Here is a 24,121-nt window from a genome sequence, read left to right on the forward strand (position 1 = left end):
GCTGTTATAATAATTATGTTATGAGTTAAGTTCCTATTGGATGAGGTGCAGTGCAATGGAAAATGTTAAACTAACGCCTAAAGATATAGTCAATAAACATTTCAAACCGAAGATGCGTGGTTATGATCCGGCTGATGTTGATGAATTTTTGGATAGTGTTATCCAAGATTATGAGACATACGCCAAGGAAAATCAACGCCTTCAGGCTGAAAATGATCGCCTGGTCAGCAAGGTTGACGAACTGACAAAACAGGTGGCTGTTGGTAAATCCGGGCAAACATCACGTCCAGCTTCTAATACGACAAATATGGATATTTTAAAACGTTTGTCTAATTTAGAGCGCCATGTGTTTGGAGCCCAACTTAATGATGATAATCATAGTAATCAGTTTTAATAAAGTAATGTAGTTTTCTGGTAATCGCGGTCTGCTTAAGCAGGCTGAGGAAAGTCCAAGCTTACACAAGCTGAGATGCTTGTAGTGTTCGTGCTTGCTGAAAAAATAAGGCAGGGGACCTGTGTAACAGGTTACGGCAGATAAAAGGGCTAAAATTTCGATCATGCCTGAGTAGTCTTGAAAAGTGCCACAGTGACGAAGCAAATAGGGAAACCTATTTGATGGAACGCGGTAAACCCCACGAGTAGGTAACCCAAATTATGGTAGGGGCGCTTCATGACGGAAATGAACAAATCATGGGGGCGAATGTTAATTCATTCGGAGATAGATGATTACCACCGATTTCGAATCCTGGTTCGAATGACGTACGGAACGTGGCTTATAGAGGACTACATGACAGGTGTCGGGGTAATTTTATTATCCCGGCTTTTTTAATAGTAAATTTTAGGAGCACCAGTTCGGTCAAAGACTTGAAACTGTTTGCTCTATTTGAATAAAAATCTGGGAGGATTCTAGTGCGAGAATATAATTTAATTGCAACCTGTGCGTCAGGGATCGAAGCTTTAGTTGGTCAAGAGTTGCGTCATTTAGGCTATGAGGCACAAGTTGAAAATGGTCGGGCGCGTTTTAAAGGCACATTGGAAGATGTGTTTCGGACTAATTTATGGCTAAGAACTGCTGACCGGGTTAAAATTGTTTTAGCTGAATTTGAAGCAAAAACCTTTGATGACTTGTTTGAACAGACAAAGGCCCTAAATTGGGATCAATTTTTGCCAATGGATGCTGAATTTCCAGTCAATGCTAAATCGCAAAAATCGACTTTGCATCACGTACCGTCGATTCAGGCCATCGTCAAAAAAGCTGTCGTCAAACAAATGGCGGAAGCTTATCACCGGCGTACCAGATTTCCTGAGAGTGGTGCTAAGTTTCAAATTGAAGCTGTTGTCAATAAAGATCAGGTGATGTTGTTACTTGATACAACGGGCAATAGTTTGTTTAAACGTGGATATCGGGCAGAAAAAGGTGCAGCACCTTTGAAAGAAAATATGGCTGCAGCCTTAGTTTTGTTAGCAAAATGGTACCCAGAAATGCCGTTTATTGATCCAGTTTGCGGTTCAGGGACAATTCCAATTGAAGCGGCCCTAATGGCTAAGAATGTGGCACCTGGCTCATGGCGAACGTTTGCGTGTGAACAGTGGCCAATGTTCCCGGCTGAATTGGCACAAAGACTTCGAGCTGAGGCCAAAGAAGCAGAAAAGAAGGACCAAAAATTAGCAATTTATGGCTATGATATTGACGGTGAGATGATTGAAATTTCCCGCTTGAATGCTAAAAATGCTGGTGTCTTACATGACATTGAATTTAAACAATTAGCTGCGAAAGATTTCAAGACGACGCTTAAAAACGGTGTGATCGTTGCCAACCCGCCATATGGTGTTCGGTTGAGCGATCAAGAAAATGCCGCCAAACTATACCGCCAGATGGGCGAAGTTTATCGGCCAATGACGACTTGGAGCAAGTACATCTTGTCCAGTGACTTAAACTTCGAAAAAGAGTACGGACAAAAAGCTACTAAGCGACGGAAGTTATATAATGGTGCATTACGAACTGATTTATTCCAATATTGGGGTAAAAAAGAACGCACACCGCAACAATAAGTAAGTTTAGTCAAAGCAAGGAGTGAGATCAATACAATGAAACAGCGGTATAGTTATCAACCTGACCTTGCGACTAGTGTGATCTGCTGGTCGTTTACCGGAATGATTTTTTTGGCTAGCATGCTCTTTTGGCTAGAAATCACAGTGATCCAGCCGTGGACGATCGGTCTTTTCGTGATTTTTGTACTCGTGGTCGTACTTCAACTTCGAATGCGAACGCTTGTTTTTGAAGAGGAAAAACTGCAAATTAATAAAGTCATTAAGATCAATAATGATAGTGTGCACTATGATGACTTGACGGCCATTGAAACTAGACAACATCAATTAGTTTTAAAAACTACTAAACATCAATACACCGTCCTACTAAAAAAGGCAGATGTTCAACAAGTGGCACAACAGTTGAGAGACAAGTTGAAACACTGAGTGAGACTGTGTTAGTTAAATGGGGGAGTCTTATGCAAGATATAGAAATTGCACAGCAGGCTAAGCTGTTGCCGATCGGGGAAATTGCGCAAGAAGCTGGGATCGCGCCAGAAAAGGTGGAACCATACGGTAAATTTAAAGCAAAAATTACTTTACCAGTGGCTGAGTCGCCCAAAAAATTACTGGGGAAATTAATTTTAGTGACTGCTATCAGCCCCACACCGGCGGGTGAAGGTAAGTCGACAGTCACTATTGGCCTAGGTGATGCCCTAAAAGCAAGCGGCAAAAAAACGATGATCGCTTTACGTGAACCATCAATGGGCCCTGTCATGGGAGCTAAGGGTGGTGCGACTGGAGGCGGTTATGCGCAAGTTGTGCCGATGGAAGAAATTAACCTGCACTTTACTGGTGATATGCATGCTTTGACGGCTGCTGCCAACACTTTAGCGGCTTTGATCGACAACCATCTTTATCAAGGCAATACCTTACAACTTGATCCTAAACGGATCGTTTGGAAACGAGCGTTAGACATTAATGACCGGGCTTTGCGGCAGGTCGTGGTGGGGCTCGGTGCAGCAACCAATGGTGTGGTCCGCGAAGACGGGTTTGAGATTACCGTGGCGTCTGAGTTGATGGCTGTTTTATGTTTAGCAGTTGATTTGCAGGACTTGAAACAGCGGCTAGCTCAAATCCTGATTGGCTATACTTATACAGGAGAACCAGTCACCGTGGGACAGTTGGGTGTTGCTGGCGCATTGACGACGATTTTAAAAGATGCATTAAAGCCAAATTTGGTTCAAACACTGGAGCATACACCGACACTGATCCATGGTGGCCCGTTTGCGAACATTGCTCATGGTTGCAATAGCGTTTTGGCGACTAAAACCAGTCTTGAGTTGGCAGATTATACCGTGACAGAAGCCGGTTTTGGTTCAGATCTAGGGGCGGAAAAGTTTTTAGATATTAAAGTCCCAGTCCTAGGGAAAACTCCGGATACGATCGTGATCGTCGCAACAGTCCGTGCGCTTAAAATGAATGGCGGCGTTGCGAAAACGGACCTTGAGCAGGAAAATCTAGCAGCCCTACAACGAGGTTATGCCAATTTAGCGCGGCATCTACAAGCCATGGCTAATTATGGAGTTCCGCTTGTCGTCGCAATCAATCAATTTGCGAGCGATACCTCGGCTGAGTTGCATCTACTAGTTGATCTTTGTCAACAAGCAGGTGTGGCGGTAGAAGTGACTGATGTTTGGGCCAAAGGCGGCCGTGGAGCTGAGCAACTGGCTGCAACGGTGGCAAAAAGCTGTGAGTTGAATAGCAATTTCCAGCGGTTATACCAGCCGGACCAGACTTTGGCAGAAAAAATTCAGACGGTCGTTACCAAAATTTATGGCGGTGATGGGGTTGAATATTCAGCGCAGGCTTTACGCCAATTGACTGAATTTAAGGCTCGTGGTTGGGACCAACTCCCAGTTTGTTTGGCTAAGACACAATATTCATTTAGTGATGACCCCAAGCGTTTAGGTGCACCGCAGGATTTCAAGATCCATGTCCGTCAACTAATTCCGAAGCTTGGTGCAGGTTTTATTGTTGCGCTAACTGGGAATGTTTTAACCATGCCTGGTTTACCCAAAACACCAGCTGCTAATCAAATTGATGTGAACGCAGCTGGGCAGATCACAGGTTTATACTAGAAAAAGTTAGTTAGAGGGCCCTGCTAGAATGCTTTTGGTTGACTGGCAGCCCAGTGAATAGAGATGAAAGGCGCCGATTTGTATGCCGTTATACGTATTATTAGTTTTTGCGGTCGTGTTGCTTGACCAGTCGCTCAAGTTTTATGTACAAGGCAACATTGCCTTAAATCATAGTGAGGTCTTGGTTAATCACTGGCTATCGCTGGCACATATTCGCAACTATGGAGCTGCTTGGAGTATTTTACAAGGCCAACAGTGGTTTTTTACCGTAGTTTCTTTAGTGGCCATTGTTGTGGTCATTTATTACTTTATTAAGTTATGGAAAAATTGGGGTTATGCCCTGGGGTTAACGTTGATCTTAGGCGGAACGTTAGGTAATTTTGTCGACCGCTTACGCCTCGGCTATGTAGTCGACATGTTTGAACTCGATTTTATTAATTTTCCGATCTTCAATGTGGCTGACTGTGCGTTAACAGTTGGTTTGTTAATTATATTAGTCGTAATGTTAAAGGATGATTCACTATGAAAGAGTTATTGATCACCACAGAAACTGGCCGGTTGGATCAAGTCTTGGGAGCAGCTTTTCCGGAATATTCGCGTTCGTCAATTAAGAAAATGTTACTGGCGGGCGATATTTTGGTGAATCAGGCCCAACAAAAACCGCGTTACCTGGTGAAAGCAGGCGACCAAGTGAGTTTGCAAGAGCCGGCTCCGAAGGTGTTAGACTTGGTGCCGCAAAATATTCCACTAGACATCGTTTATGAAGACGATGATGTGTTAGTCGTGAATAAACCGGCTGGAATGGTGGTTCATCCAGCGCCGGGACACCCAGATCAGACGCTGGTGAATGCTTTGTTATACCATTGTCCCTTATCTCAAATTAATGGGACCTTACGGCCAGGGATCGTTCATCGGATCGACCGCGACACTTCAGGTTTATTGATGGTTGCTAAAAATGATCAGGCTCATCGCAGCTTGGCCCAACAATTAAAGGACAAAACTACCAGCCGTTACTATTTGGCACTGGTGCACGGCGTGATTCAAGAAGATCATGGGACGATCGATGCGCCATTAGCCCGGAGTCCCAAAGACCGCAAGAAACAAGCGGTTGTCGCTGACGGACGACATGCCGTGACGCACTTTACGGTTCTACGACGTTATCAACAGTATAGTTTGATCAAATGTCAGCTAGAAACTGGGCGGACTCATCAAATTCGGGTCCATTTAAAATATATAGGGCACCCAGTGGCGGGCGATCCAGTTTATGGACCAAAAAAGACCTTAGTCGGACCAGGCCAGTTTTTACACGCTGCTGAGTTGGGCTTCACGCATCCTGTTAGCGGCAAACGGTTAACTTTTACCGCACCGTTACCGGATTATTTTGAAAAAACGCTGGCGGACCTTGACAAAGAGTCAACAAACTTGTAAACTAAATAAAAAGTTAAGTTCCTTTTAAAACTTAGTCCAGAGAGGCTAGTAAAGGCAGCATTGATGAAAAAAGTTCGGTCTGTGAAATTAACAAACTCGACTGCATCCTCAACCGGCTGCAGGCGGGTTTTTTATTTTGACGTAAACCTTAGCCGCCAATCAAGACACTAACTGGAACCAAAAAATTGTGAAGGAGGCAAACAGCATGGCAAAACAAATTTTAGATGAAATCGCAATGAAACGTGCACTAACTCGGATCACCTACGAAATTATTGAAAACAATAAAGGGGTCGAAAACCTGGTCTTAGTGGGGATTAAAACTCGCGGCATCTTTTTAGCACGACGGATCGCAGCGCGTTTACAAGAATTAGAAGGTGTGAGCGTCGGCATTGATGAATTAGACATCTCGCTGTATCGTGATGATGTTCAACCAGAGCAGCAGACCACTAGCGACCAAGTTGCACAGTTTCCAACTGATGTTACGGACAAAAATGTGGTCTTAGTCGATGACGTTTTGTTTACGGGCCGGACGATCCGCGCTGCTTTGGACGGAATCATGGTTCAAGGACGGCCACGCCAAATTCGTTTGGCAGTCTTAGTCGATCGTGGGCATCGTCAGTTACCGATCCGCGCCGATTTTGTGGGCAAGAATATCCCAACTTCTTGGGCGGAAAAAGTAGCGGTTTATATGAACGAAGTCGATGGCCAAGATGGGGTCGAATTAGTTTAATTTATAAGTGAATAAAATCAAAGTAACCATTTAAATGACTCCAGTGAGGGCGTAACGGTTGAGCTAGTAAGAGATTAGTTAAGGGGACTAGTCTAACTACTACTGGCAATTTAACAGCTAGCCTGGATCATTTAACCGTGATCCAGGCTTTTTTAATGGCGAAAATCAGGGGAGATGGAAGTAATTTAACGATAGCAGCTCAGTTGTTAGCCGGTTTAATTCAAACTGGTTTGAAAAAAGAAAGGAATGTTAATTGTGTCAGAAAAAAATAATACAACAGAATTTAGAAATGAAGAAGCACTACTAGATATTCACGATAAACCGAGTTTTGGTCACTGGTTAGTTTTATCGATCCAGCATTTATTTACCATGTTTGGTGCCACAGTGTTAGTGCCATTATTGATTGGGATCAACCCAAGTATTGCTTTATTTGCCTCCGGTGTCGGAACTTTAGTTTACATCTTTTGTACTAAGGCGAAGATCCCGGCATACCTGGGTTCAAGTTTTGCCTATCTGGTCACGATGCAGGGACTAATGCATCAATACGGCTATCCTGCGGTTGGCCAAGGGGCGATTGTTTCAGGTTTAGTTTACGTGCTTGTGGCATGGTTGATCTCAAAGTTTGGGTCAACTTGGATGGATACGGTCTTGCCGCCAGTTGTAGTGGGGCCGATCATTGTGGTGATTGGTTTGTCATTGGCAACGACCGCTGCGAACGATGCCATGTTTAATAACTCGCACTATGATTTGAAATTTTTCGCAGTTGCGATGTTCACACTGCTGATCACTATTATCTTTAACATGTTTCTAAAAGGTTTTTCTAGCATGATCCCAGTTTTGTTAGGAATCGTGTGCGGTTATTTAGTCGCATTAGCGGTGGGGATCGTTGACCTTGAACCAGTCAAAGCAGCTAAGTGGTTTAGCCTACCAGCATTTAACGTGATGTTTGTTAATTATGACTTTAAATTTTACCCGGCAGCCATTATCGGGATGGCGCCAATTGCGTTTGTGACGATGACTGAACATATGGGACATATCATGGTTTTGAACAAACTGACTAAAAGAAACTTCCTGAAAGATCCTGGTTTGCATAAAACCTTGTTGGGCGATGGCCTTTCAACCATTATCGCTGGTTTTGTGGGTGGTCCTCCAACTACTTCTTACGGTGAAAACATTGGTGTCTTAGCGATGTCACGGGTTCATAGTGTCTGGGTGATCGGCGGTGCCGCGATTTTTGCAGTCATCTTTAGTTTCTGCGGTAAAATCGCAGCCGTGATCCAAACTGTTCCAAGTCCAGTGATTGGTGGAATTTCGTTCCTCTTGTTTGGGATGATCGCAGCGAACGGTTTACGGATCTTGATCGATTCTAAAGTTGATTATGAAAAGAAACGTAATTTAATTATTACATCAGTGATCTTAGTGATCGGGATCGGCGGTACCTACTTGCAATTTGGCCACTTCCAGTTAACCAGTATTGCTTTGTCAACTGTTTTAGGTATTATCTTAAACTTGATTTTACCGGAAGATGCGCTGAGCGAAAAAAATTAATCAGTTGAAATATACCGTGTCAGTTTGAAGTTAACATAAAAAGGAGTCCGTCATGGCAGAAAAAATAGCACCAGTTTTATTAAAAAATTTTGTTTCAGTCGAAGATCTAACTGTCAATCAAATTGAAAGTTTGTTGGCACGAGCCCAATTTTTTAAAGACGGGGGTCAGGTTCCGAAATTTGGCCGCCAATTAACTTGTGCTAATTTATTTTTTGAAAATTCAACCCGAACTAAGTTGAGCTTTACGATGGCAGAAAGCAAACTCGGATTAAAGATCTTGCCTTTTGAGCCGGAGAGCAGTTCAGTTAAAAAAGGCGAATCATTATATGATACTTTGTTAACGATGTCGGCGATCGGAGTTGATCTAGCGGTTGTGCGCCATCCGCAAAATAATTACTATACCGACTTGATCGACCAGCCTCATTCTCAGCTGGAGCTGGGGATCTTAAATGGCGGTGACGGTTCTGGACAACACCCATCGCAATCTCTATTAGATTTAATGACGATCAACGCTGAGTTTGAGCACTTTGACGGTTTAAAGGTTGCAATTGTTGGGGATCTGACAAATTCCCGTGTGGCTCGCAGCAACATGCAGCTGCTCAACAAGTTAGGCGCGACCGTGTATTTTTCTGGCCCACGGCAGTGGTTTACGCCTGAATTTGAAGCTTATGGAAAATACTTGCCCTTTGATGAATTGCTCGAACAAATTGATGTCTTAATGTTACTACGTGTTCAGCATGAACGGCATACAGATCTCAGAGCAGAAGAAAGCTTTAGTCCGACTGCTTATCATCAACGCTATGGTTTAACAATGGAACGCTATGGGCATTTAGCTAAACATGCCATTATTTTACATCCAGGTCCCATCAACCGCGACGTCGAAATGGCCAGCGAGTTAGTTGAAGCGCCTAAGTCGCGTTTTGTGGCCCAAATGAAAAATGGTGTTTTTATGCGCATGGCGATGCTTGAAGTTGTGATCAACGGACGCCAGTTAGGAGGACAAGCATGACTCAAACCTTAATTAAGAATGGACAAGTTTTAGTCGGCAAACAGTTATTAGCGACGGATGTGTTGTTCGACCAGGACAAAATTGTTGCAGTGGGGAAGAATTTAACAGCTGAAAAAGTAATTGATGCGACCAGATTAGTCGTGGCACCTGGGTTTGTCGATGCGCATGTGCATCTTAGACAGCCAGGGCAAACTGCTAAAGAAGATATTGCATCGGGGACCTTGGCTGCGGCACATGGCGGGTATACGACGGTGTGTGCAATGGCGAATGTCACGCCGGTTCCTAATACTGCGGCACAGTTAAGCAAAATGTGTCAGTTAAACCGCCAACATGGTCGGATTCGCGTCTTGCAATATGCGCCAGTCACGGTCGACTTGACCACAGAGCAGTTAACCGATTTTGCCGCCATGAAACAAGCGGGTGCTTTTGCCTTAAGCAACGATGGTCATGGAATCCAAGCTGCTCAAACGATGGCTCAAGCGTGTCAGGAGGCGGTCAAATTCGATTTAATGCTAGCAGCGCATGCTCAAGATGACAGTTTGTTTGACCAAGGTGTGATCAATCAAGGAGAAGTTGCTCAACAGTTAAACGTCCGGGGAATCCCCGCCAGCAGTGAAACAGTACAAGTGGCCCGGGACTTATTGTTAGCGGCTCAAACTGGAGTACATTACCATGTTTGTCATATTTCTACCAAAGAAACGGTTGAATTGATCCGGCAGGCAAAAAAACGCGGGGTCAAGGTCACTTGTGAAGTTACACCCCACCATCTCTTGTTAACGGAACAACAGATTACCAGCCAGTCAGCAACTAACTATAAGATGAATCCACCATTGCGGACTTCAACTGATCAGGAAGCGTTACTGGCAGGATTACAAGACGGTACGATCGATATGATCGCGACCGACCATGCACCGCATACTGTAGCTGATAAGGCTGGCAGTCTCACCCAAGCGGCTTTTGGTATTACCGGCAGTGAAACGGCCTTTAACATGTTATATACTCAACTAGTTCGTAGCGGGAAGCTAACGTTAACACAGCTGTTATTACTATTAAGTACGAAACCAGCCGCGGCTTTGGGATTAAGCGATGTTGGTCAGATCTTGCCAGGAAAGCGGGCAGATCTAGTGCTGCTAGACCTAAATGCCCAACGCTCACTTCAAGAACAAGATTTTTTGTCTAAGGGAAAAAATACGCCGTTTACCGGAGAAACAGTATGGGGCCAAACGGTAGCAACGATCGCAGCAGGACAAGTTGTGTATCGGCAAAAATAAATGTGAATTAACTTGTATCAGATAGAAAGGCAGTGGGAAGAATGAAGCGATATTTAGTTTTAGCAGATGGGACAGTCTATCAGGGACAAGCATTTGGTGCTGACTGTGCATCGACAGGCGAATTAGTCTTTACAACTGGAATGACCGGTTATCAAGAAGCAATTACAGATGATTCCTACGCTGGACAGTTATTAGTTTTTACCAATCCTTTACTAGGAAATTACGGTGTCTCTGTCGCAGATAATGAAGACATTGTTTCAAATTGTGCCGGAGTAATTTGTCGGCAAGTCGCCAGGGTCGTTGATAGTTGGCGTTCGTCTGAAACGTTGGGTGACTTTTTGACCCGGCAGCAGATCCCTGGAATTAGCGGGATCGATACCCGGCAACTAACGCAAAAATTACGGACTTCTGGGACGATGGCAGCCAGATTGACTGATGAGCTGCCTGAGCGATCAGAACTGAAGCAACAACTGGTTTTACCTGCAAGCAGTGAGCTGTTAGCCAAGACAGCGCAAAAGAGCCCATACTCGATCCCAGGTACCGGCCACCAAGTTGTGGTCGTGAATTTCGGTGCCAAACAAAGTATTTTACGGGAATTGATGAAACGAAATTGCAACATTATAGTCGTACCAAGTACTTATAGTGCAGAGCAAATTTTAAATTTTGCGCCTGAAGGAGTTGTGATCTCTAATGGACCTGGAGATCCGACTGACTTTCCACAAGCCTTACCATTAATTCGTGAGCTGCAGCAAAAGACAGTCTTACTGGGGATCTGTTTAGGCCATCAATTATTTGCTTTAGCTAACGGAGCCTCGACCTTTAAGATGAAATTTGGACACCGTGGTTTTAACCATCCCGTGACCGAAGTTGCCACCGGTAAAACAGTATTTACATCTCAAAACCATGGCTACGCCGTCGATGCTTCATCGATCGACCGGAATGTTTTGTTGGAGACCTACGTAGAATTAAATGATCAAACGGTTGAAGGACTGCACCACCGCACATACCCAGCACTTTCAGTTCAATTTCACCCGGATGCTAGTCCTGGTCCGCATGATGCCGTTGATATTTTTGATGACTTTATTTCAATGATCGAAACACAAGGGGAGGAAGAAATTGCCAAAGAGAAATGATATCCATAAAATTTTAGTTCTGGGTTCTGGTCCAATTATTATTGGGCAGGCTGCTGAATTTGATTATTCAGGGACACAGGCCTGTTTAGCCTTGAAAGAAGAAGGTTATCAAGTCGTTTTGGTCAATTCTAACCCAGCAACGATCATGACTGACCATGAAGTAGCTGATCAAGTTTATCTCGAACCTTTAACGGTAGAAACAGTTACCAAGATCATTCGGCAAGAAGCACCTGATGCAATGTTGCCAACGTTAGGCGGGCAAGTTGCTTTGAATCTAGCGGTAGCGTTGGCAGAGACTGGGGTTTTAGATGAAATGCACGTTCAGCTGCTAGGTACAGGCTTAGCCTCGATCTCCCAAGCTGAAGACCGTGAGAAGTTCAAACAGTTAATGAATGACTTAGGCGAACCTGTCCCTGCGTCTGTGACGGTCCAAGAAGTAGAGCATGCGCTAGAATTTGCCAAACAAGTTGGTTACCCAGTCATTGTGCGCCCGGCTTTCACGATGGGCGGAACGGGTGGCGGGATTTGCCGCAACCAAGCACAGTTAGAACAAATAGTCGCGAACGGCTTGGAACTTTCACCTAGTCACCAGTGTTTGATCGAACAGTCCATTGCCGGTTTCCGCGAGATTGAATTTGAAGTAATGCGCGATGGAGCAGATAATGCCTTGGTCGTCTGTTCAATGGAAAACTTTGATCCAGTTGGTGTTCATACCGGAGATTCAATTGTTTTTGCGCCGACGCAAACTTTAAGTGATCAAGAATATCAAATGTTACGTGACTGTGCGCTCAAATTGATCCGGGTACTCAAAATCGAAGGCGGTTGTAACGTACAGTTGGCTATGTCAGCCACCAGCATGGAGTACTATGTGATTGAAGTTAACCCACGGGTCTCACGGTCCTCTGCTTTAGCTTCGAAGGCTACGGGTTATCCGATCGCAAAGATGGCGGCAAAAATTGCAGTTGGGTTGAAATTAACTGAGATCATGAACCCAGTTACTAAAACGACCTACGCCGAATTTGAACCAGCCTTAGATTATGTAGTGGCAAAGATCCCACGTTGGCCTTTTGATAAGTTTACTCAGGCTGACCACACGATCGGGACGCAAATGAAAGCAACTGGTGAGGTGATGGCCTTAGGGCGTAATGCAGAAGAAGCCTTGTCCAAGGCGGTCTCTTCGCTAGAAATTGCGACGCATGACTTATACTGGGACAAAATCACGCAGGTCAGCGACGAAGTCTTAGCTAAATACTTAGTCCACCCGACTGATGAACGGCTCTTTTATATCGCTGAGGCTTTCCGCCGCCAATGGTCGTTAGCCGATGTTGCGGGTTATACTAAGATGAATCAATATTTCTTGGATATTGTTTTGCACCTGGTCCAACTAGAAAAGCAAGTTCAAGCACAGCCTTTTGATGCAGACCAGTTAGAAGAGGCCAAATACTACGGTTTTAGTGACGAGACAATTGCTCGTTTGTGGCAGACTTCTGAAAGTCAAGTCCGTCAATTGCGGCATGAGCACCAGTTGTTACCCGCCTATAAAATGGTCGATACTTGTGCGGCAGAGTTTGCCTCAGATACACCATACTTTTATAGTACCTACGGTGAAGCAAACGAAAGTCAACGCTCTAATAAGCAGTCGGTCTTGGTGATCGGTTCTGGTCCAATTCGGATCGGACAAGGGGTAGAATTTGATTATGCTACGGTCCACTGCGTGAAAGCCTTGCGCAAGGCTGGTTATGAAGCAATTGTGATGAATTCCAACCCAGAAACTGTTTCGACAGATTTCTCAATTTCTGATAAACTCTATTTTGAGCCGTTAACTGCCGAAAAGGTACTGGATGTGGTTGAGCTCGAACAACCATTAGGGGTCATTTTACAGTTTGGCGGTCAAACTGCGATCAACTTGGCGGAACCGTTCGCTAACAATGGGGTGAAGATCCTGGGAACGAGTTTGGATTCATTGAATCAGGCCGAAGATCGCGATGAATTTGACCAGTTGATCAAACAACTTGGTTTAATGCAGCCGCAGGGTAAAATCGCCTACTCAACGGCGCAAGCAGTAGCAGGGGCTGAAGAAATTGGTTATCCGGTCTTAGTGCGCCCGAGTTATGTTTTAGGTGGCCGGGCAATGCAGATCGTCGAAAACGAAACACAATTGCGCCAATATTTAACGGAAAATGCCACGACAGTCGGTGATAAGCCCATTTTAGTTGACCAGTACCTCGAAGGTCGTGAATGTGAAGTTGACGCCTTATGCGATGGTGAAAATGTCTTACTGCCAGGGATCATGGAACACATTGAACGTGCAGGAGTCCATTCAGGCGATTCGATGGCCGTCTATCCACCCCAACATTTGAGTCAGGCTGTTAAAGACCAAATTGTTGAAATTACGGGTCAACTAGCAGCTAAATTGCATTGTCTAGGCATTATGAACGTTCAGTTTATTATTGTCAAAGAACAGGTTTATGTCTTAGAAGTCAACCCACGTGCAAGTCGGACCGTGCCATTCTTGAGTAAGGTCACCGGCTTGGAGATGGCACAAGTTGCCACTCGGATCGCATTAGGTCAGTCATTAGCGGCACAAGGCTTAACAGCCGGTTTGCTGCCGGAACCAACCACTAAGTATGTTAAAGCGCCAGTCTTCTCCTTTAGCAAGTTAAACGATAGTGATAGTCTGTTAGGGCCAGAAATGAAATCAACTGGTGAAGTCATGGGCAGCGACCCGCAATATGCGAATGCATTATTGAAGGCTTTCTTAGGGGCAGGAATGTCATTACCAGCAAACGGTAATGTGTTATTGACAGTTAGTGATGAAGACAAACAGCAGGTCACCTCAATTGCGCAACGTTTTACGCGGATCGGCTATCGCTTGTATGCGACAACTGGAACGGCCAACTTATTGGCTGAACAGGGCTTGCACCCAACTCAGGTGGCCAAAGTTCACGAGAAACAAGCAGATCAAGCGGGAATTGTTGATTTGATCGCAGACGAAACGATCGACTTAGTGGTCAATACGATGGGTGAAGATGTCGCTAAGAACTCTGACGGCTTTTTGATCAGACAAACAGCGATTGCGCATAATATCTTATTGCTAACTTCATTAGATACAGTCGAAGCCTTATTACTGGCGTTGGAAGGACAGTATTTGACAACAGCGCCATTATAAAATGAACTGACAATTAGCTAAACGAAATGGGGAAATGAGTAAATGAATGAACAGCGCTTAGCAGTCGAATTACCAGGATTAACTTTAAAAAACCCAGTAATGCCGGCTAGTGGTAGCTTTGGCTTTGGCGATGGTCGAATCGCTTTGGAAAATGATTTGAATCAGCTGGGTGCAGTTGTGTTGAAAACGACCACTAAAAACGCTCGAACTGGGAATCCGCAACCACAAATTGCACAGTTTCCTGAAGGCGTCTTAAATTCAGTGGGATTAACTAATCCAGGAGTTAAAGCTGTAGTGCAGCAAAAACTTCCTGCTTTGAGAACGAAGTACCCAGATTTGCCACTCATTGGCAGTGTTGCTGGTGAATCAGTGGAAGATTATATGATAGTTGCACAACAGTTAGCGGAATCTGGTTTGCTCCAAGCGCTAGAATTGAATGTTTCTTGTCCCAATGTTGCAGAAGGCGGGATGCAGTTTGGTGTTGATCCGCGTACGATCACCAAGCTAACCAGTTTAGTTAAGCAACAGGTCGACCTGCCGGTGTACGTTAAATTATCGCCAAACGTGACTGATATCGTGGAATGCGCGCAAGCAGCCGCATTAGGTGGTGCAGATGGGTTAACCATGATCAATACGGTCTATGGAATGCGGATCGACCCAGTGACTCGTCGACCTGCGGTGGGCAATGTGATGGGCGGCTGGTCTGGTCCAAGTTTAAAGCCATTAGCTATTCGGATGATTTATCAGGTCGCACAGCAGGTGGCCTTGCCGATCATCGGAGTGGGCGGAATTAGTAGCGCAGCCGATGTAATTGAAATGTATTTGGCTGGTGCGAGCGCAGTCCAGGTTGGAACGGCACAATTTAGTGATCCATTAGCTTGTTGGCACATTATTGCAGACTTAGAAGAAGAGCTCGATAAATTACAACTGACGAGTTTAACAGAACTAAGAAATGAAGTTAAAGAAGGGTTTTTAAATGAGAGAAGATAGACCAATTATCGCCCTTGATTTTCCAGATCAAGAGAGCGTCATGAAATTTTTAGAGCTTTTCCCCAGAGATGAACAATTGTTCGTTAAAATTGGAATGGAACTATTTTATAGTTGTGGACCAAAGCTAATTACAGAAATGACAGACCGCGGCTACGATGTCTTTTTAGACTTAAAGTGTCATGATATTCCTCATACAGTTGAAGCTGCTTTAAGAAGTATTTCGAAGTTAAATGTTACTTTAACTACTGTCCATGCTAGTGGCGGTCTACAAATGATGCAAGCGGCCAAACGCGGCCTAGCTGCTACTGGTTCAAAAGCAAAAATTGTTGCGATCACTCAGCTAACATCAACTTCTGAAGAAATGATCCAACAAGAACAACTCGCACCTGTAACTATGGCCGAAAGTGTTAGCCATTACGCTCAGTTAGCCGAACAAGCTGGGTTAGACGGCGTAGTTTGTTCAGCCTTTGAAGCTCAACAAATTAAAGAAGTAACCAATAATGATTTTTTGACAGTGACACCAGGGATCCGGTTAAAAACGGACAGTCATGATGATCAACAACGAGTAATGACACCTGATCAAGCTGCCCAAGCTGGCGCAGCAATGATCGTTGTCGGTCGCAGTATTACACAAGCAGCAGATCCATACCAGGCATACTGTGAAGTTAAGAGATTATGGAAAGAAGGACAAAATTAATGAAACAAATTGCTGAGGCACTATTAAAAATCAATGCCGTTAAACTATCCCCGAAAGAACCATTTACATGGGCCAGCGGGATCAAAAGTCCAATTTATTGTGATAACCGCTTAACTATTAGCTTTCCTACCGTCCGTAAAATGATTGCAACAGGAATGGCACAAATTATTCGCGAAAAATATCCTGATGCAGACGTGATCGCTGGGACTGCCACTGCTGGTATTCCTCATGCAGCTTGGGTCGCAGAGTTGTTAGACCTGCCGATGATTTACGTTCGCTCCAAACCTAAGGATCATGGTAAGGGAAAGCAGATTGAGGGGGTTGTTTCTACTGACCAAAAAGTAGTTTTGATCGATGATTTACTGTCAACTGGCGGAAGTGTTCTCACAGCGGCAGCAGCGGTACAGGCAGAAGGGGTAGAGGTCCTTGGAGTAGTAGGAATCTTTAACTATGAGTTAGCTGCTTTACAAGAAAATTTTGCAGAGCGTAACTTAACTTATCAAACTTTAACCAATTATTCTGAACTTCTGGAAGCTGCTAATGCCGAACGGACGTTCACGGAGGCAGAAATGGCTTCGATGTTGGAATGGAAAAAAGATCCAACCGCTTGGAAGTAAAATAGTTAGAAAAAAGATATACTTATTTTAGTAGTTTGCAAATCAAACACTAAAGCAGGTATATCATTTTTATTTTTCAAGCTTGATTGGAAAAAATAGGGCTGATCAAACTAACATATAATAGTCATAAAATCAGAGCTTTTTTACTATTTTAATCACGTTGGTCAATGATATTTGCGAAAAAATTGGCTAGAGTGTAAACTTATTATATGTATCAGTCTAAGGTAAAAGTTAAGTTGTTCAAATTTTCCAACTTAGTTGATAAAAATGCTGAAAAAAACTATTTTTTTGCTGTGAAAGATACTTATTCTTGATATACTTATAAGTAATAGCTACAAGAGTGTGGTTAGTTTTTAATCAACGAGTTAGATAGTTTTTTAAGAACTTAGTTTTGCAACACGAAACGGCTAAAGTGACTAGAATTATGAAAAATGATATTTAGTTATTTATATAAAGAAAAGGGGTCGTATGTATGAAAACTCAGCATGAAAGTATTTTTTCATCAAAGACGCTAACTTATTTTTTACAGCTGGCGGAAACAATGAGCTATACTCAAGCTGCGCAAATTTTAGGCATTACGCAACCAGCCTTAACCCAGCAAATTAAAAAGTTGGAAAAAAATGTTGGTGCGCCTCTGTTTTATTCAGTGGGCAAAAAGTTGCATTTGTCTGATGCTGGTTATACCATGCTAGATGCAACACACCAAATTTATGAAACGTTAAACCGAGCAACTGACGAAGTCCAACAAGCAACCAGTCCTGATCTGGGTGAAATTAACGTTGGTATTTTAGCTTCTATCGATACCGGGGTCTTTTTCGATTTCGTAGTTAAGTTTTACGAACGACATCCAAATGTCAAGTTGACGATCTATTCATTAACTCGCAAAGAAATTTGGGAAGGCTTAGAAAATAATCAACTTGATTTGGCGATTATGTACTTGCCTGATGGAAGCATTAAAAATTGGAAACAATATGAGATTAAGACGATCTTGGCTGAAAACTTATTATTTGTGCACCACAATGAGAAGTTGAAAAAACGCCGGAAAGTTAAGTTAAAAGATACATTAAACCGTCCATGGGTCGGATATCCGCTTGATTTTTATGTGAATAATCAGTTACATGAGGCATTTCGTAATGAAAATATTGATAGTCCTGATTTTGCGGCACGTTTTACACAACCAGAACAGCTATTGCAATTTGCTAAGAAAACTGACACTTATACCGCATTACCTGATTCATTTGTGGCATCCCGTCAGAAAGAAGCTGCAGGACTTTATCAGGCACAATTTGAACCCGCAATTAATTTTGAAATGTCATTTGTTTATCGCAAAGGTAAGAGTGAGATTCCACGGATCACGAATTTCTTCCAAGAATTTGACCAATATTTAATCGATAAAGATTATATTTCACGCTTGACAGAATCTATTGAGGAGAAATAAGCTAGAAGTAGCAGTACTTTGCTTGATAGTGTTCCAGTCAATTTGGAATTCAAATTGTTTGTTAGCTTTATCAAATACCATATTTATATTAAGGAGAGTTATTTTAAATGAAACAACTAGTTTTTGGTCACAAAAACCCAGATACAGACGCAATTGTTGCCGCTAAGGCATATTCTTATTTACTAAATCAATTAGGCTATGAAACTGAAGCTGTTGCTTTGGGTGAACCAAATGACGAAACCAATTTTGTCTTGGAACATTTCTCAGAACCAACACCGCGCGTAATTACCAGCGCAAGCTCTGAAACAGAAGAAGTTGTGTTAGTTGACCATAATGAAGCACAACAAAGTGTTGACGATATTAAAGATGTTCGTGTTACACATGTGATCGATCATCACCGCATTGCCAACTTTGTAACAGCATTGCCATTGTACTACCATGCAGAACCAGTGGGTTGCACAAGTACAATTATCTTTAAAGAATTTCAGGAGAACAATGTTGAAATTCCAGCCAAACTTGCTGGATTAATGTTATCTGCTATTATTTCAGATACATTATTATTCAAGTCACCAACAACAACGGATGTTGATATTGCCATCGGTAAAAAGTTGGCTGAAATTGCTGAAGTTGACTACGAAAAATATGGCTTGGCAATGTTAAAAGCAGGGACAAACTTAGCAACTAAAACTGCTGAAGAATTAGTAACATCTGATGCTAAATCATTTGAAATGGGTGGTAAGACGGTTCGAGTTGACCAAGTTAACACTGTTGACTTAGATGAAGTTTTTGCTCGTGAAGATGAATTACGCGCAGCAATCGAAGCACAAAACAAGGATAATGGTTATGATTTATTCTTATTAATGGTTACTAATATCTTGGATTCAAATACTCGCTTATTAACCTTGGGCTCTGGACAAGAAGTGGTTGAAAAAGCCTTTGATCAAAAGCTTGTAGATGATAAAATGGATCTTCCTGGTATTGTTTCACGTAAAAAACAAGTTGTACCACCATTGGAAGAAGCTTTTGCCTAGTTTGTAACAACTTAACAATAAAAAAATGGTCTGTACCTCAGTAAAAGGGGCGCGGGCTATTTTTATTGATTACATGAGTAAATTGTTACTTTAACTAAATTACAAAAATTAAAAAACCACCACAAAGGGAGGTTAATCATTAGAAATACTTTTATTTACGTAGATAAAAACATATAATAAGAAGGAAAACATTATTTGAGGTGATTATAATGAGTCAAGAAAAACGAGTAGAATTAATTAAACAATTACTAGAAGAAAGACAAGAACTGTCAACTAAAGATATTATGAGTGAATTTGGTATCTCTCAGGATACAGCCCGGCGAGATATAGTTTTGCTAACCAAACGTGGTGAAGTTCGTCGAACTCATGGGGGCATTTTACCACTTGACTTTGGGAGAAGTGTCCCTAATTATGAAAGCCGCCTAGCACGTTTTAGCAAGCCTAAAACACAGATTGCGTTAGAGGCATTAAATTATTTTAAACCACAGCATGTTTACTTCATTGATTCATCAACAATTTTGTTGAAAACATGTCAAAATCTAAATGTTCCGTTGACGGTTGTGACACACTCGCTAGATAATTGTATAGCTTTGGCACAAAATAACAAAGTTACGGTTAAAAGTTTGAGTGGAACACTTGATCATGATAATCGTTTCTTCTATTCAAATTTAGCAATGGAAGAGTTACAAGATATTATGTTTGATACCGCGTTTATTGCCGCCTCAGGAATCGATGAGAATGGTGTCTATCTACTTGATCAAGACGATGCCGAAATTGTTGGGATGGCTGTTAAACGAGCTCGAAAAGTAATTTTAGTAGCGGAACATCAGAAATTTGTTAATAAATCTTATTACCGAATCTGTTCCTTAGACAAAATCTCACTTTTTATTACTGATAAAATGCCGACTAAAAAGCAACGAGAACTGTTTTCTCCCGAAACGGAAATTAAAATCGCAGAGAACATTAGTAAATAATTAAATAAATTAGATTTTTCGTGGAAATTCACACCCTGAACTTGTTATAATAGTGTAAATTCAATGATAGGTGCGTGAGAGAAATGACGTTAGAACATAAATTTAATCGACAAGTTGAACAAGTGGCAGTTTCAGATATTCGTCAATTTGATATTGATGTTAGTGAGATCCCTGGAATCATTAAATTAACTTTAGGTGAACCAGATTTCAACACACCTGAACACGTTAAGCAAGCAGCAATTCAAGCAATTAATGATAATCAGTCCCACTATACTCCTAATCCGGGAATTCCTGCATTACGAGAGGCGACAGTAAAATATTTTAATTCCAAGTACCATTTAAATTACGAGCCTGATCAAGTTATTACAACAATTGGCGCAACAGAAGGAATTGCTACTGCATTACAAACGATTTTAAACCCAGGTGATACAGTTTTAGTTCCCACGCCAGTTTTTCCAATCTATTTGCCGATCACTGAAATTAATCACGGACAATGTGTGACGATCGATACTAGTCAAGATAATTTTGTTTTGACGCCTGAAAAATTAAAGGCAACCATTGCTGCTAACAAAGAAAAAAATATCAAAGCGTTAGTATTAGTTTATCCAAGTAATCCAACCGGGGTAACTTATTCAAGACAACAGCTGCAAGATTTAGCACAAGTGATCCGCGAAAGTGGAATGTGGGTCTTATGTGACGAAGTCTATGCAGAATTAACATATTCAGATGAACATACAAGTCTGGCTGAATTTTTACCAGACCAAGTTTTGTTAGTGTCCGGTTTATCTAAATCACACGCAATGACTGGCTGGCGTGTTGGCTTTTTATTTGGGCCAGAAGATTTTATCGAACAGGCAATTAAAGCTCATCAGTATCTGGTTACAGCACCAACTAATAACGTGCAATTTGCAGCTCTTGCAGCCGTTACTAATGGTCAGGAAGATAGTTTGCCAATGAAAGCCGAATATCTCAAACGCAGAGAATACCTTTGTCGTGAATTGGCAGCTAGCGGATTCGAAGTTGCTAGTCCTGACGGCGCCTTTTACCTGTTTGCCAAAATTCCGGCTAAATTTGGAACAGATTCATGGCAGTTTGTGCGTGCGTTGGCCAAAGATGCACATGTTGCTTTGATTCCAGGAGCTTCTTTTGGACCAGGCGGTGAGGGCTACGTTCGCTTAAGCTATGCAGCCTCAATGGAAGATTTAGAGACAGCAGTACAAAGAATTAAAGAATATGTAAATCAAAAGTAGTTTTTAGTAATATTGGAGGCAAAGAATTTTGAATGCTAATGAAAAGCAAAGACCTATTGGAGTTTTTGATTCTGGTGTAGGTGGGATTAGTGTCTTAAAGGAAATCTATCAATTAATGCCTAATGAGACATATTTGTTTTATGGTGACTCGGCTCATGCACCATATGGAGTTAAAAGCCCAACAGAAGTGTTTGAACTTAGCCATGCAATTGTAGAAAAATTTATCGCGCAGAATGTTAAAGCCATTGTCATTGCCTGTAACACGGCCACTAGTGCCGCTATCGCTCGCTTACGGCAAGAATACCCAGCAATTATATTCGTGGGCTTAGAACCAGCTGTTAAGCCAGCCGTAGAACATCAGAAAAACTCAGAAATTATTGTGATGGCAACAAAGTTAACTTTAAAAGAAAAAAAGTTTGCTGACTTAGTTGATCAGTATGAAGATCAGGCTAATATCGTCCGCTTACCGGCTTCAGAGCTAGTTGAATTTGTCGAACGCGGCGAGATTAATTCACCGGAATTAAATACCTACTTAAACAATTTATTGCATCCATATCTTGGGAAAATAGATACGATTGTTTTGGGTTGTACACATTTCCCATTTGCTCGGGATGCGATTCAAAAAGTAGTTGGCCCAGATGTCTTCATCATTGACGGAGCTTATGGTGCAGCTAAACGGCTTGAAAACGAACTGATTCGGACTGATCTTCGCAATGATACTGTTACCGAGACTGAAATTAGTTTTGCTAATAGTAATCCTGATCCAGCCGAAATTCAGCTTAGTCATCAGTTATTTGAGCTCTAACATATTATTTCATATTGGTGGTGGAACAAAGTAGGATGTTAACAGTTAGAAAAGCGCAATTAGCAGATCTACCGACAATTATGCAGATCTTTACGGAAGCAAAAAATTATTTAATGGAGCAACACATCCCACAGTGGCAAGATGGAACACCAGACCAAGCTGTATTTACGGCTGATATCCAAGCAGGTGACCTCTATGTGTTGACGGATGAGACGAATTTGTTAGGAATGGCGGCTTTAAAGCTTGGACCTGATCAATTTTATCAAACTATTACAAATGGTAGTTGGCATTCAGATTAGCCATACTATGCGATCCATCGCTTTGCTCTTGGTAATTTAGCTCGAGGCAAACATTTAAGTGCTAAATTTTTTCAAGCGTTGTTTTCAATTATTCGAGCAACAAAAATTACTGATGTTCGAATCGATACCCATCCCCAAAATAGCGGTATGCTGCATGCAATCGCTAAAGCTGGTTTTCAGTACTGCGGGATAGTTGAAGTTAATCAGGAACAAAGTGATCCAACTAGAAAAGCATTTGATTTAAACTTAGAGTAGGGAGCAATGGGTGTGAAAAAAACTTATCAGACTTTTATTTTTGATTTGGATGATACCTTATTAAACTTTAAATCTGCGGAAAAACAGGCATTACAAGCGATATTTAATGATTTTAAGCTAGAGCTAGACCAAAATGCGCAACAAGCTTTTAGTAAGTTTAACGAAAGTTTATGGAAAAAGTTGGAAAAAAAGCAAATTACTCGAGCCGACTTATTTGAACAACGATTTCAAACTTTTTTTAGAAATTATTATCATTTAGAGGTTGATGGTAACCAGTGCTCGGATCAATATTTGTCCTACTTGGCAAATGGGCACGAGGAAATTACTGGAGCAAGACATCTATTGACGAACTTAGCATCAGCCAATAAACAAATCCTCTTAGCGACTAATGGTGTTGCTCGTGTTCAAAGTCAACGGGTTAAGGATGCACAATTCACCGATTTTTTTGACCGAGTCTTTGTTTCAGAAGAAGTTGGTGTTGAAAAACCAGATGCTGAGTTCTTTAAATATTTATTTGCACATTCGAAAGCAATCCCTGAAAATTCGGTGATCATCGGAGATTCGCTGAGTTCTGATATCTTGGGCGGTAATAATGCTGGAACTGATACGCTCTGGTTTAATCCGTTAAATCACCAAAATCATTCACAGATCAAGCCAACTTATCAAATCAGCTCCTTAAATGAAATTTGCAAATTTGCCTAAAAAAATTTAATTAAACTTTTGCTTTCATTGATTGTGGTTTATAATGAAGATAGTTTGTAAATTTTGATAGGGATAGTTTTGTGCTATGAGCGGAGCTTCCCAGTTAATAGGGGGATTTTGATGATTGAAAGTATTCGTTTAAAAAGAAAACAAACAGATGCGATTGCAATCGGTGATGTGGTTCAGTACCATAGCGGAACTTTTGTGGTCATCAATATATTAGGAATCGAAGCTAAGCCGAATCGAGATAATGACTACAGTGTATTTTATTACTGTCTAGGCCAGCTTTACGGTTCGCCTGATTTGTCCGCAGATTATTTAACTACTGAAAATGAACTACGCTTTACACCTGAACAATATGGAAATATTCCACAAGTAGGTGATATTTTCTTTGACAATACTATCGGCATCTGGGTTCGGATCCTAGAAATTCGTGAAGCCTTTTTTGTTGGCAAATCTTTACGAGTTAGATTTAAATTTACACCCATTAAAGAATGGTCGCGGGAAAAAATGGAGCGGGCGTTCAATGATGCGCGAGAACGACATATGAAATTGATCAAGGGTCCAGCGCTTCACAAATAAAAAACTTTCCACCGTCATCGCAGC

At 42.0% G+C, this 24,121-nt stretch carries 24 protein-coding genes and 1 other RNA gene; all 25 read left to right on the forward strand.

The window, feature by feature from the left end; genetic code table 11:
- Nucleotides 1-55: 55 nt before the first annotated feature.
- Complete coding sequence (gpsB, locus tag LPAF129_RS00385) at nucleotides 56-394, forward strand: cell division regulator GpsB (protein WP_244053890.1); 339 nt, start codon at nucleotides 56-58, stop codon at nucleotides 392-394.
- A gap of 12 nt (nucleotides 395-406) precedes the next feature.
- An RNA gene (gene rnpB / locus LPAF129_RS00390) (RNase P RNA component class B) lies at nucleotides 407-781 on the forward strand.
- Between the two features lie 128 nt (nucleotides 782-909).
- Nucleotides 910-2,052: a THUMP domain-containing class I SAM-dependent RNA methyltransferase gene (locus LPAF129_RS00395; protein WP_244053892.1), complete on the forward strand. Its 1,143-nt coding sequence runs from the start codon at nucleotides 910-912 to the stop codon at nucleotides 2,050-2,052.
- 36 nt (nucleotides 2,053-2,088) lie between these two features.
- The gene (locus LPAF129_RS00400) at nucleotides 2,089-2,475 is read left to right on the forward strand and encodes an EbsA family protein (protein WP_244053894.1); all 387 of its coding nucleotides are present in this window, start codon (nucleotides 2,089-2,091) and stop codon (nucleotides 2,473-2,475) included.
- Nucleotides 2,476-2,507: 32 nt separating this feature from the next.
- Nucleotides 2,508-4,169: a formate--tetrahydrofolate ligase gene (locus tag LPAF129_RS00405; protein WP_244053895.1), complete on the forward strand. Its 1,662-nt coding sequence runs from the start codon at nucleotides 2,508-2,510 to the stop codon at nucleotides 4,167-4,169.
- Nucleotides 4,170-4,251: 82 nt separating this feature from the next.
- Complete coding sequence (lspA, locus tag LPAF129_RS00410) at nucleotides 4,252-4,695, forward strand: signal peptidase II (RefSeq protein WP_244053898.1); 444 nt, start codon at nucleotides 4,252-4,254, stop codon at nucleotides 4,693-4,695.
- Nucleotides 4,692-5,597 (forward strand): RluA family pseudouridine synthase, encoded by a 906-nt coding sequence (locus tag LPAF129_RS00415; protein WP_244053900.1) that lies wholly within the window; start codon nucleotides 4,692-4,694, stop codon nucleotides 5,595-5,597. The genes lspA and LPAF129_RS00415 overlap by 4 nt, the downstream gene beginning before the upstream one ends.
- Nucleotides 5,598-5,802: 205 nt before the next feature.
- Nucleotides 5,803-6,327, forward strand: a complete 525-nt coding sequence (pyrR, locus tag LPAF129_RS00420) for a bifunctional pyr operon transcriptional regulator/uracil phosphoribosyltransferase PyrR (protein WP_244053902.1) — start codon at nucleotides 5,803-5,805, stop codon at nucleotides 6,325-6,327.
- 246 nt (nucleotides 6,328-6,573) lie between these two features.
- Entirely contained in the window at nucleotides 6,574-7,875 is a 1,302-nt protein-coding gene (locus LPAF129_RS00425; RefSeq protein WP_373875016.1) for a solute carrier family 23 protein, read from the forward strand.
- A gap of 52 nt (nucleotides 7,876-7,927) precedes the next feature.
- Nucleotides 7,928-8,884: an aspartate carbamoyltransferase catalytic subunit gene (locus tag LPAF129_RS00430; RefSeq protein ID WP_244053904.1), complete on the forward strand. Its 957-nt coding sequence runs from the start codon at nucleotides 7,928-7,930 to the stop codon at nucleotides 8,882-8,884.
- The gene (pyrC, locus tag LPAF129_RS00435; protein ID WP_244053906.1) at nucleotides 8,881-10,155 is read left to right on the forward strand and encodes a dihydroorotase; all 1,275 of its coding nucleotides are present in this window, start codon (nucleotides 8,881-8,883) and stop codon (nucleotides 10,153-10,155) included. The genes LPAF129_RS00430 and pyrC overlap by 4 nt, the downstream gene beginning before the upstream one ends.
- Before the next feature lie 41 nt (nucleotides 10,156-10,196).
- Nucleotides 10,197-11,288 (forward strand): carbamoyl phosphate synthase small subunit, encoded by a 1,092-nt coding sequence (locus LPAF129_RS00440; protein ID WP_244053908.1) that lies wholly within the window; start codon nucleotides 10,197-10,199, stop codon nucleotides 11,286-11,288.
- A complete protein-coding gene (carB, locus tag LPAF129_RS00445) occupies nucleotides 11,272-14,457 on the forward strand; it encodes a carbamoyl-phosphate synthase large subunit (protein WP_244053910.1) in 3,186 nt (1,061 codons plus the stop codon). The genes LPAF129_RS00440 and carB overlap by 17 nt, the downstream gene beginning before the upstream one ends.
- Before the next feature lie 42 nt (nucleotides 14,458-14,499).
- The gene (locus LPAF129_RS00450) at nucleotides 14,500-15,447 is read left to right on the forward strand and encodes a dihydroorotate dehydrogenase (protein ID WP_244053913.1); all 948 of its coding nucleotides are present in this window, start codon (nucleotides 14,500-14,502) and stop codon (nucleotides 15,445-15,447) included.
- Entirely contained in the window at nucleotides 15,434-16,144 is a 711-nt protein-coding gene (gene pyrF, locus LPAF129_RS00455; RefSeq protein ID WP_244053916.1) for an orotidine-5'-phosphate decarboxylase, read from the forward strand. The genes LPAF129_RS00450 and pyrF overlap by 14 nt, the downstream gene beginning before the upstream one ends.
- The gene (gene pyrE / locus LPAF129_RS00460) at nucleotides 16,144-16,761 is read left to right on the forward strand and encodes an orotate phosphoribosyltransferase (RefSeq protein WP_244053918.1); all 618 of its coding nucleotides are present in this window, start codon (nucleotides 16,144-16,146) and stop codon (nucleotides 16,759-16,761) included. Before pyrF ends, pyrE begins: the two co-directional genes overlap by 1 nt.
- A gap of 472 nt (nucleotides 16,762-17,233) precedes the next feature.
- On the forward strand, nucleotides 17,234-18,199 hold the full coding sequence (locus LPAF129_RS00465) for a LysR family transcriptional regulator (RefSeq protein ID WP_244053920.1): 966 nt from the start codon (nucleotides 17,234-17,236) through the stop codon (nucleotides 18,197-18,199).
- A gap of 107 nt (nucleotides 18,200-18,306) precedes the next feature.
- Nucleotides 18,307-19,230 carry a manganese-dependent inorganic pyrophosphatase gene (locus tag LPAF129_RS00470; protein ID WP_244053922.1) on the forward strand — a complete coding sequence of 308 codons (924 nt, stop codon included), beginning with the start codon at nucleotides 18,307-18,309 and terminating at the stop codon, nucleotides 19,228-19,230.
- Nucleotides 19,231-19,439: 209 nt separating this feature from the next.
- Nucleotides 19,440-20,204 (forward strand): DeoR/GlpR family DNA-binding transcription regulator, encoded by a 765-nt coding sequence (locus LPAF129_RS00475; RefSeq protein ID WP_244053926.1) that lies wholly within the window; start codon nucleotides 19,440-19,442, stop codon nucleotides 20,202-20,204.
- Between the two features lie 83 nt (nucleotides 20,205-20,287).
- Entirely contained in the window at nucleotides 20,288-21,454 is a 1,167-nt protein-coding gene (locus LPAF129_RS00480; protein ID WP_244053927.1) for a pyridoxal phosphate-dependent aminotransferase, read from the forward strand.
- A 28-nt stretch (nucleotides 21,455-21,482) separates the two neighbouring features.
- On the forward strand, nucleotides 21,483-22,259 hold the full coding sequence (murI, locus tag LPAF129_RS00485) for a glutamate racemase (RefSeq protein WP_244053930.1): 777 nt from the start codon (nucleotides 21,483-21,485) through the stop codon (nucleotides 22,257-22,259).
- A gap of 35 nt (nucleotides 22,260-22,294) precedes the next feature.
- Nucleotides 22,295-22,558: a hypothetical protein gene (locus LPAF129_RS00490; RefSeq protein WP_244053932.1), complete on the forward strand. Its 264-nt coding sequence runs from the start codon at nucleotides 22,295-22,297 to the stop codon at nucleotides 22,556-22,558.
- Between the two features lie 78 nt (nucleotides 22,559-22,636).
- Nucleotides 22,637-22,813, forward strand: coding sequence for a hypothetical protein (locus tag LPAF129_RS00495; RefSeq protein WP_244053934.1), 177 nt, complete (start codon nucleotides 22,637-22,639; stop codon nucleotides 22,811-22,813).
- Nucleotides 22,814-22,825: 12 nt separating this feature from the next.
- On the forward strand, nucleotides 22,826-23,515 hold the full coding sequence (locus tag LPAF129_RS00500; RefSeq protein ID WP_244053936.1) for a YjjG family noncanonical pyrimidine nucleotidase: 690 nt from the start codon (nucleotides 22,826-22,828) through the stop codon (nucleotides 23,513-23,515).
- Between the two features lie 120 nt (nucleotides 23,516-23,635).
- Complete coding sequence (locus LPAF129_RS00505) at nucleotides 23,636-24,097, forward strand: hypothetical protein (RefSeq protein ID WP_244053938.1); 462 nt, start codon at nucleotides 23,636-23,638, stop codon at nucleotides 24,095-24,097.
- Nucleotides 24,098-24,121 lie beyond the last annotated feature (24 nt).

Origin of the sequence: Ligilactobacillus pabuli (assembly GCF_022836475.1) — a bacterium.
Lineage (GTDB): Bacteria > Bacillota > Bacilli > Lactobacillales > Lactobacillaceae > Ligilactobacillus > Ligilactobacillus pabuli.

Coding starts and splice junctions, on each gene's coding strand:
- LPAF129_RS00405 (WP_244053895.1), top strand. CDS start 2,508: ATGCAAGATATAGAAATTGCACAGCAGGCTAAGCTGTTGCCGATCGGG.
- LPAF129_RS00465 (WP_244053920.1), top strand. CDS start 17,234: ATGAAAACTCAGCATGAAAGTATTTTTTCATCAAAGACGCTAACTTAT.
- LPAF129_RS00490 (WP_244053932.1), top strand. CDS start 22,295: ATGTTAACAGTTAGAAAAGCGCAATTAGCAGATCTACCGACAATTATG.
- LPAF129_RS00430 (WP_244053904.1), top strand. CDS start 7,928: ATGGCAGAAAAAATAGCACCAGTTTTATTAAAAAATTTTGTTTCAGTC.
- LPAF129_RS00450 (WP_244053913.1), top strand. CDS start 14,500: ATGAATGAACAGCGCTTAGCAGTCGAATTACCAGGATTAACTTTAAAA.
- pyrR (WP_244053902.1), top strand. CDS start 5,803: ATGGCAAAACAAATTTTAGATGAAATCGCAATGAAACGTGCACTAACT.
- LPAF129_RS00470 (WP_244053922.1), top strand. CDS start 18,307: ATGAAACAACTAGTTTTTGGTCACAAAAACCCAGATACAGACGCAATT.
- LPAF129_RS00400 (WP_244053894.1), top strand. CDS start 2,089: ATGAAACAGCGGTATAGTTATCAACCTGACCTTGCGACTAGTGTGATC.
- LPAF129_RS00480 (WP_244053927.1), top strand. CDS start 20,288: ATGACGTTAGAACATAAATTTAATCGACAAGTTGAACAAGTGGCAGTT.
- LPAF129_RS00440 (WP_244053908.1), top strand. CDS start 10,197: ATGAAGCGATATTTAGTTTTAGCAGATGGGACAGTCTATCAGGGACAA.
- LPAF129_RS00425 (WP_373875016.1), top strand. CDS start 6,574: ATGTTAATTGTGTCAGAAAAAAATAATACAACAGAATTTAGAAATGAA.
- pyrE (WP_244053918.1), top strand. CDS start 16,144: ATGAAACAAATTGCTGAGGCACTATTAAAAATCAATGCCGTTAAACTA.
- pyrF (WP_244053916.1), top strand. CDS start 15,434: ATGAGAGAAGATAGACCAATTATCGCCCTTGATTTTCCAGATCAAGAG.
- LPAF129_RS00475 (WP_244053926.1), top strand. CDS start 19,440: ATGAGTCAAGAAAAACGAGTAGAATTAATTAAACAATTACTAGAAGAA.
- gpsB (WP_244053890.1), top strand. CDS start 56: ATGGAAAATGTTAAACTAACGCCTAAAGATATAGTCAATAAACATTTC.
- LPAF129_RS00505 (WP_244053938.1), top strand. CDS start 23,636: ATGATTGAAAGTATTCGTTTAAAAAGAAAACAAACAGATGCGATTGCA.
- lspA (WP_244053898.1), top strand. CDS start 4,252: ATGCCGTTATACGTATTATTAGTTTTTGCGGTCGTGTTGCTTGACCAG.
- LPAF129_RS00415 (WP_244053900.1), top strand. CDS start 4,692: ATGAAAGAGTTATTGATCACCACAGAAACTGGCCGGTTGGATCAAGTC.
- pyrC (WP_244053906.1), top strand. CDS start 8,881: ATGACTCAAACCTTAATTAAGAATGGACAAGTTTTAGTCGGCAAACAG.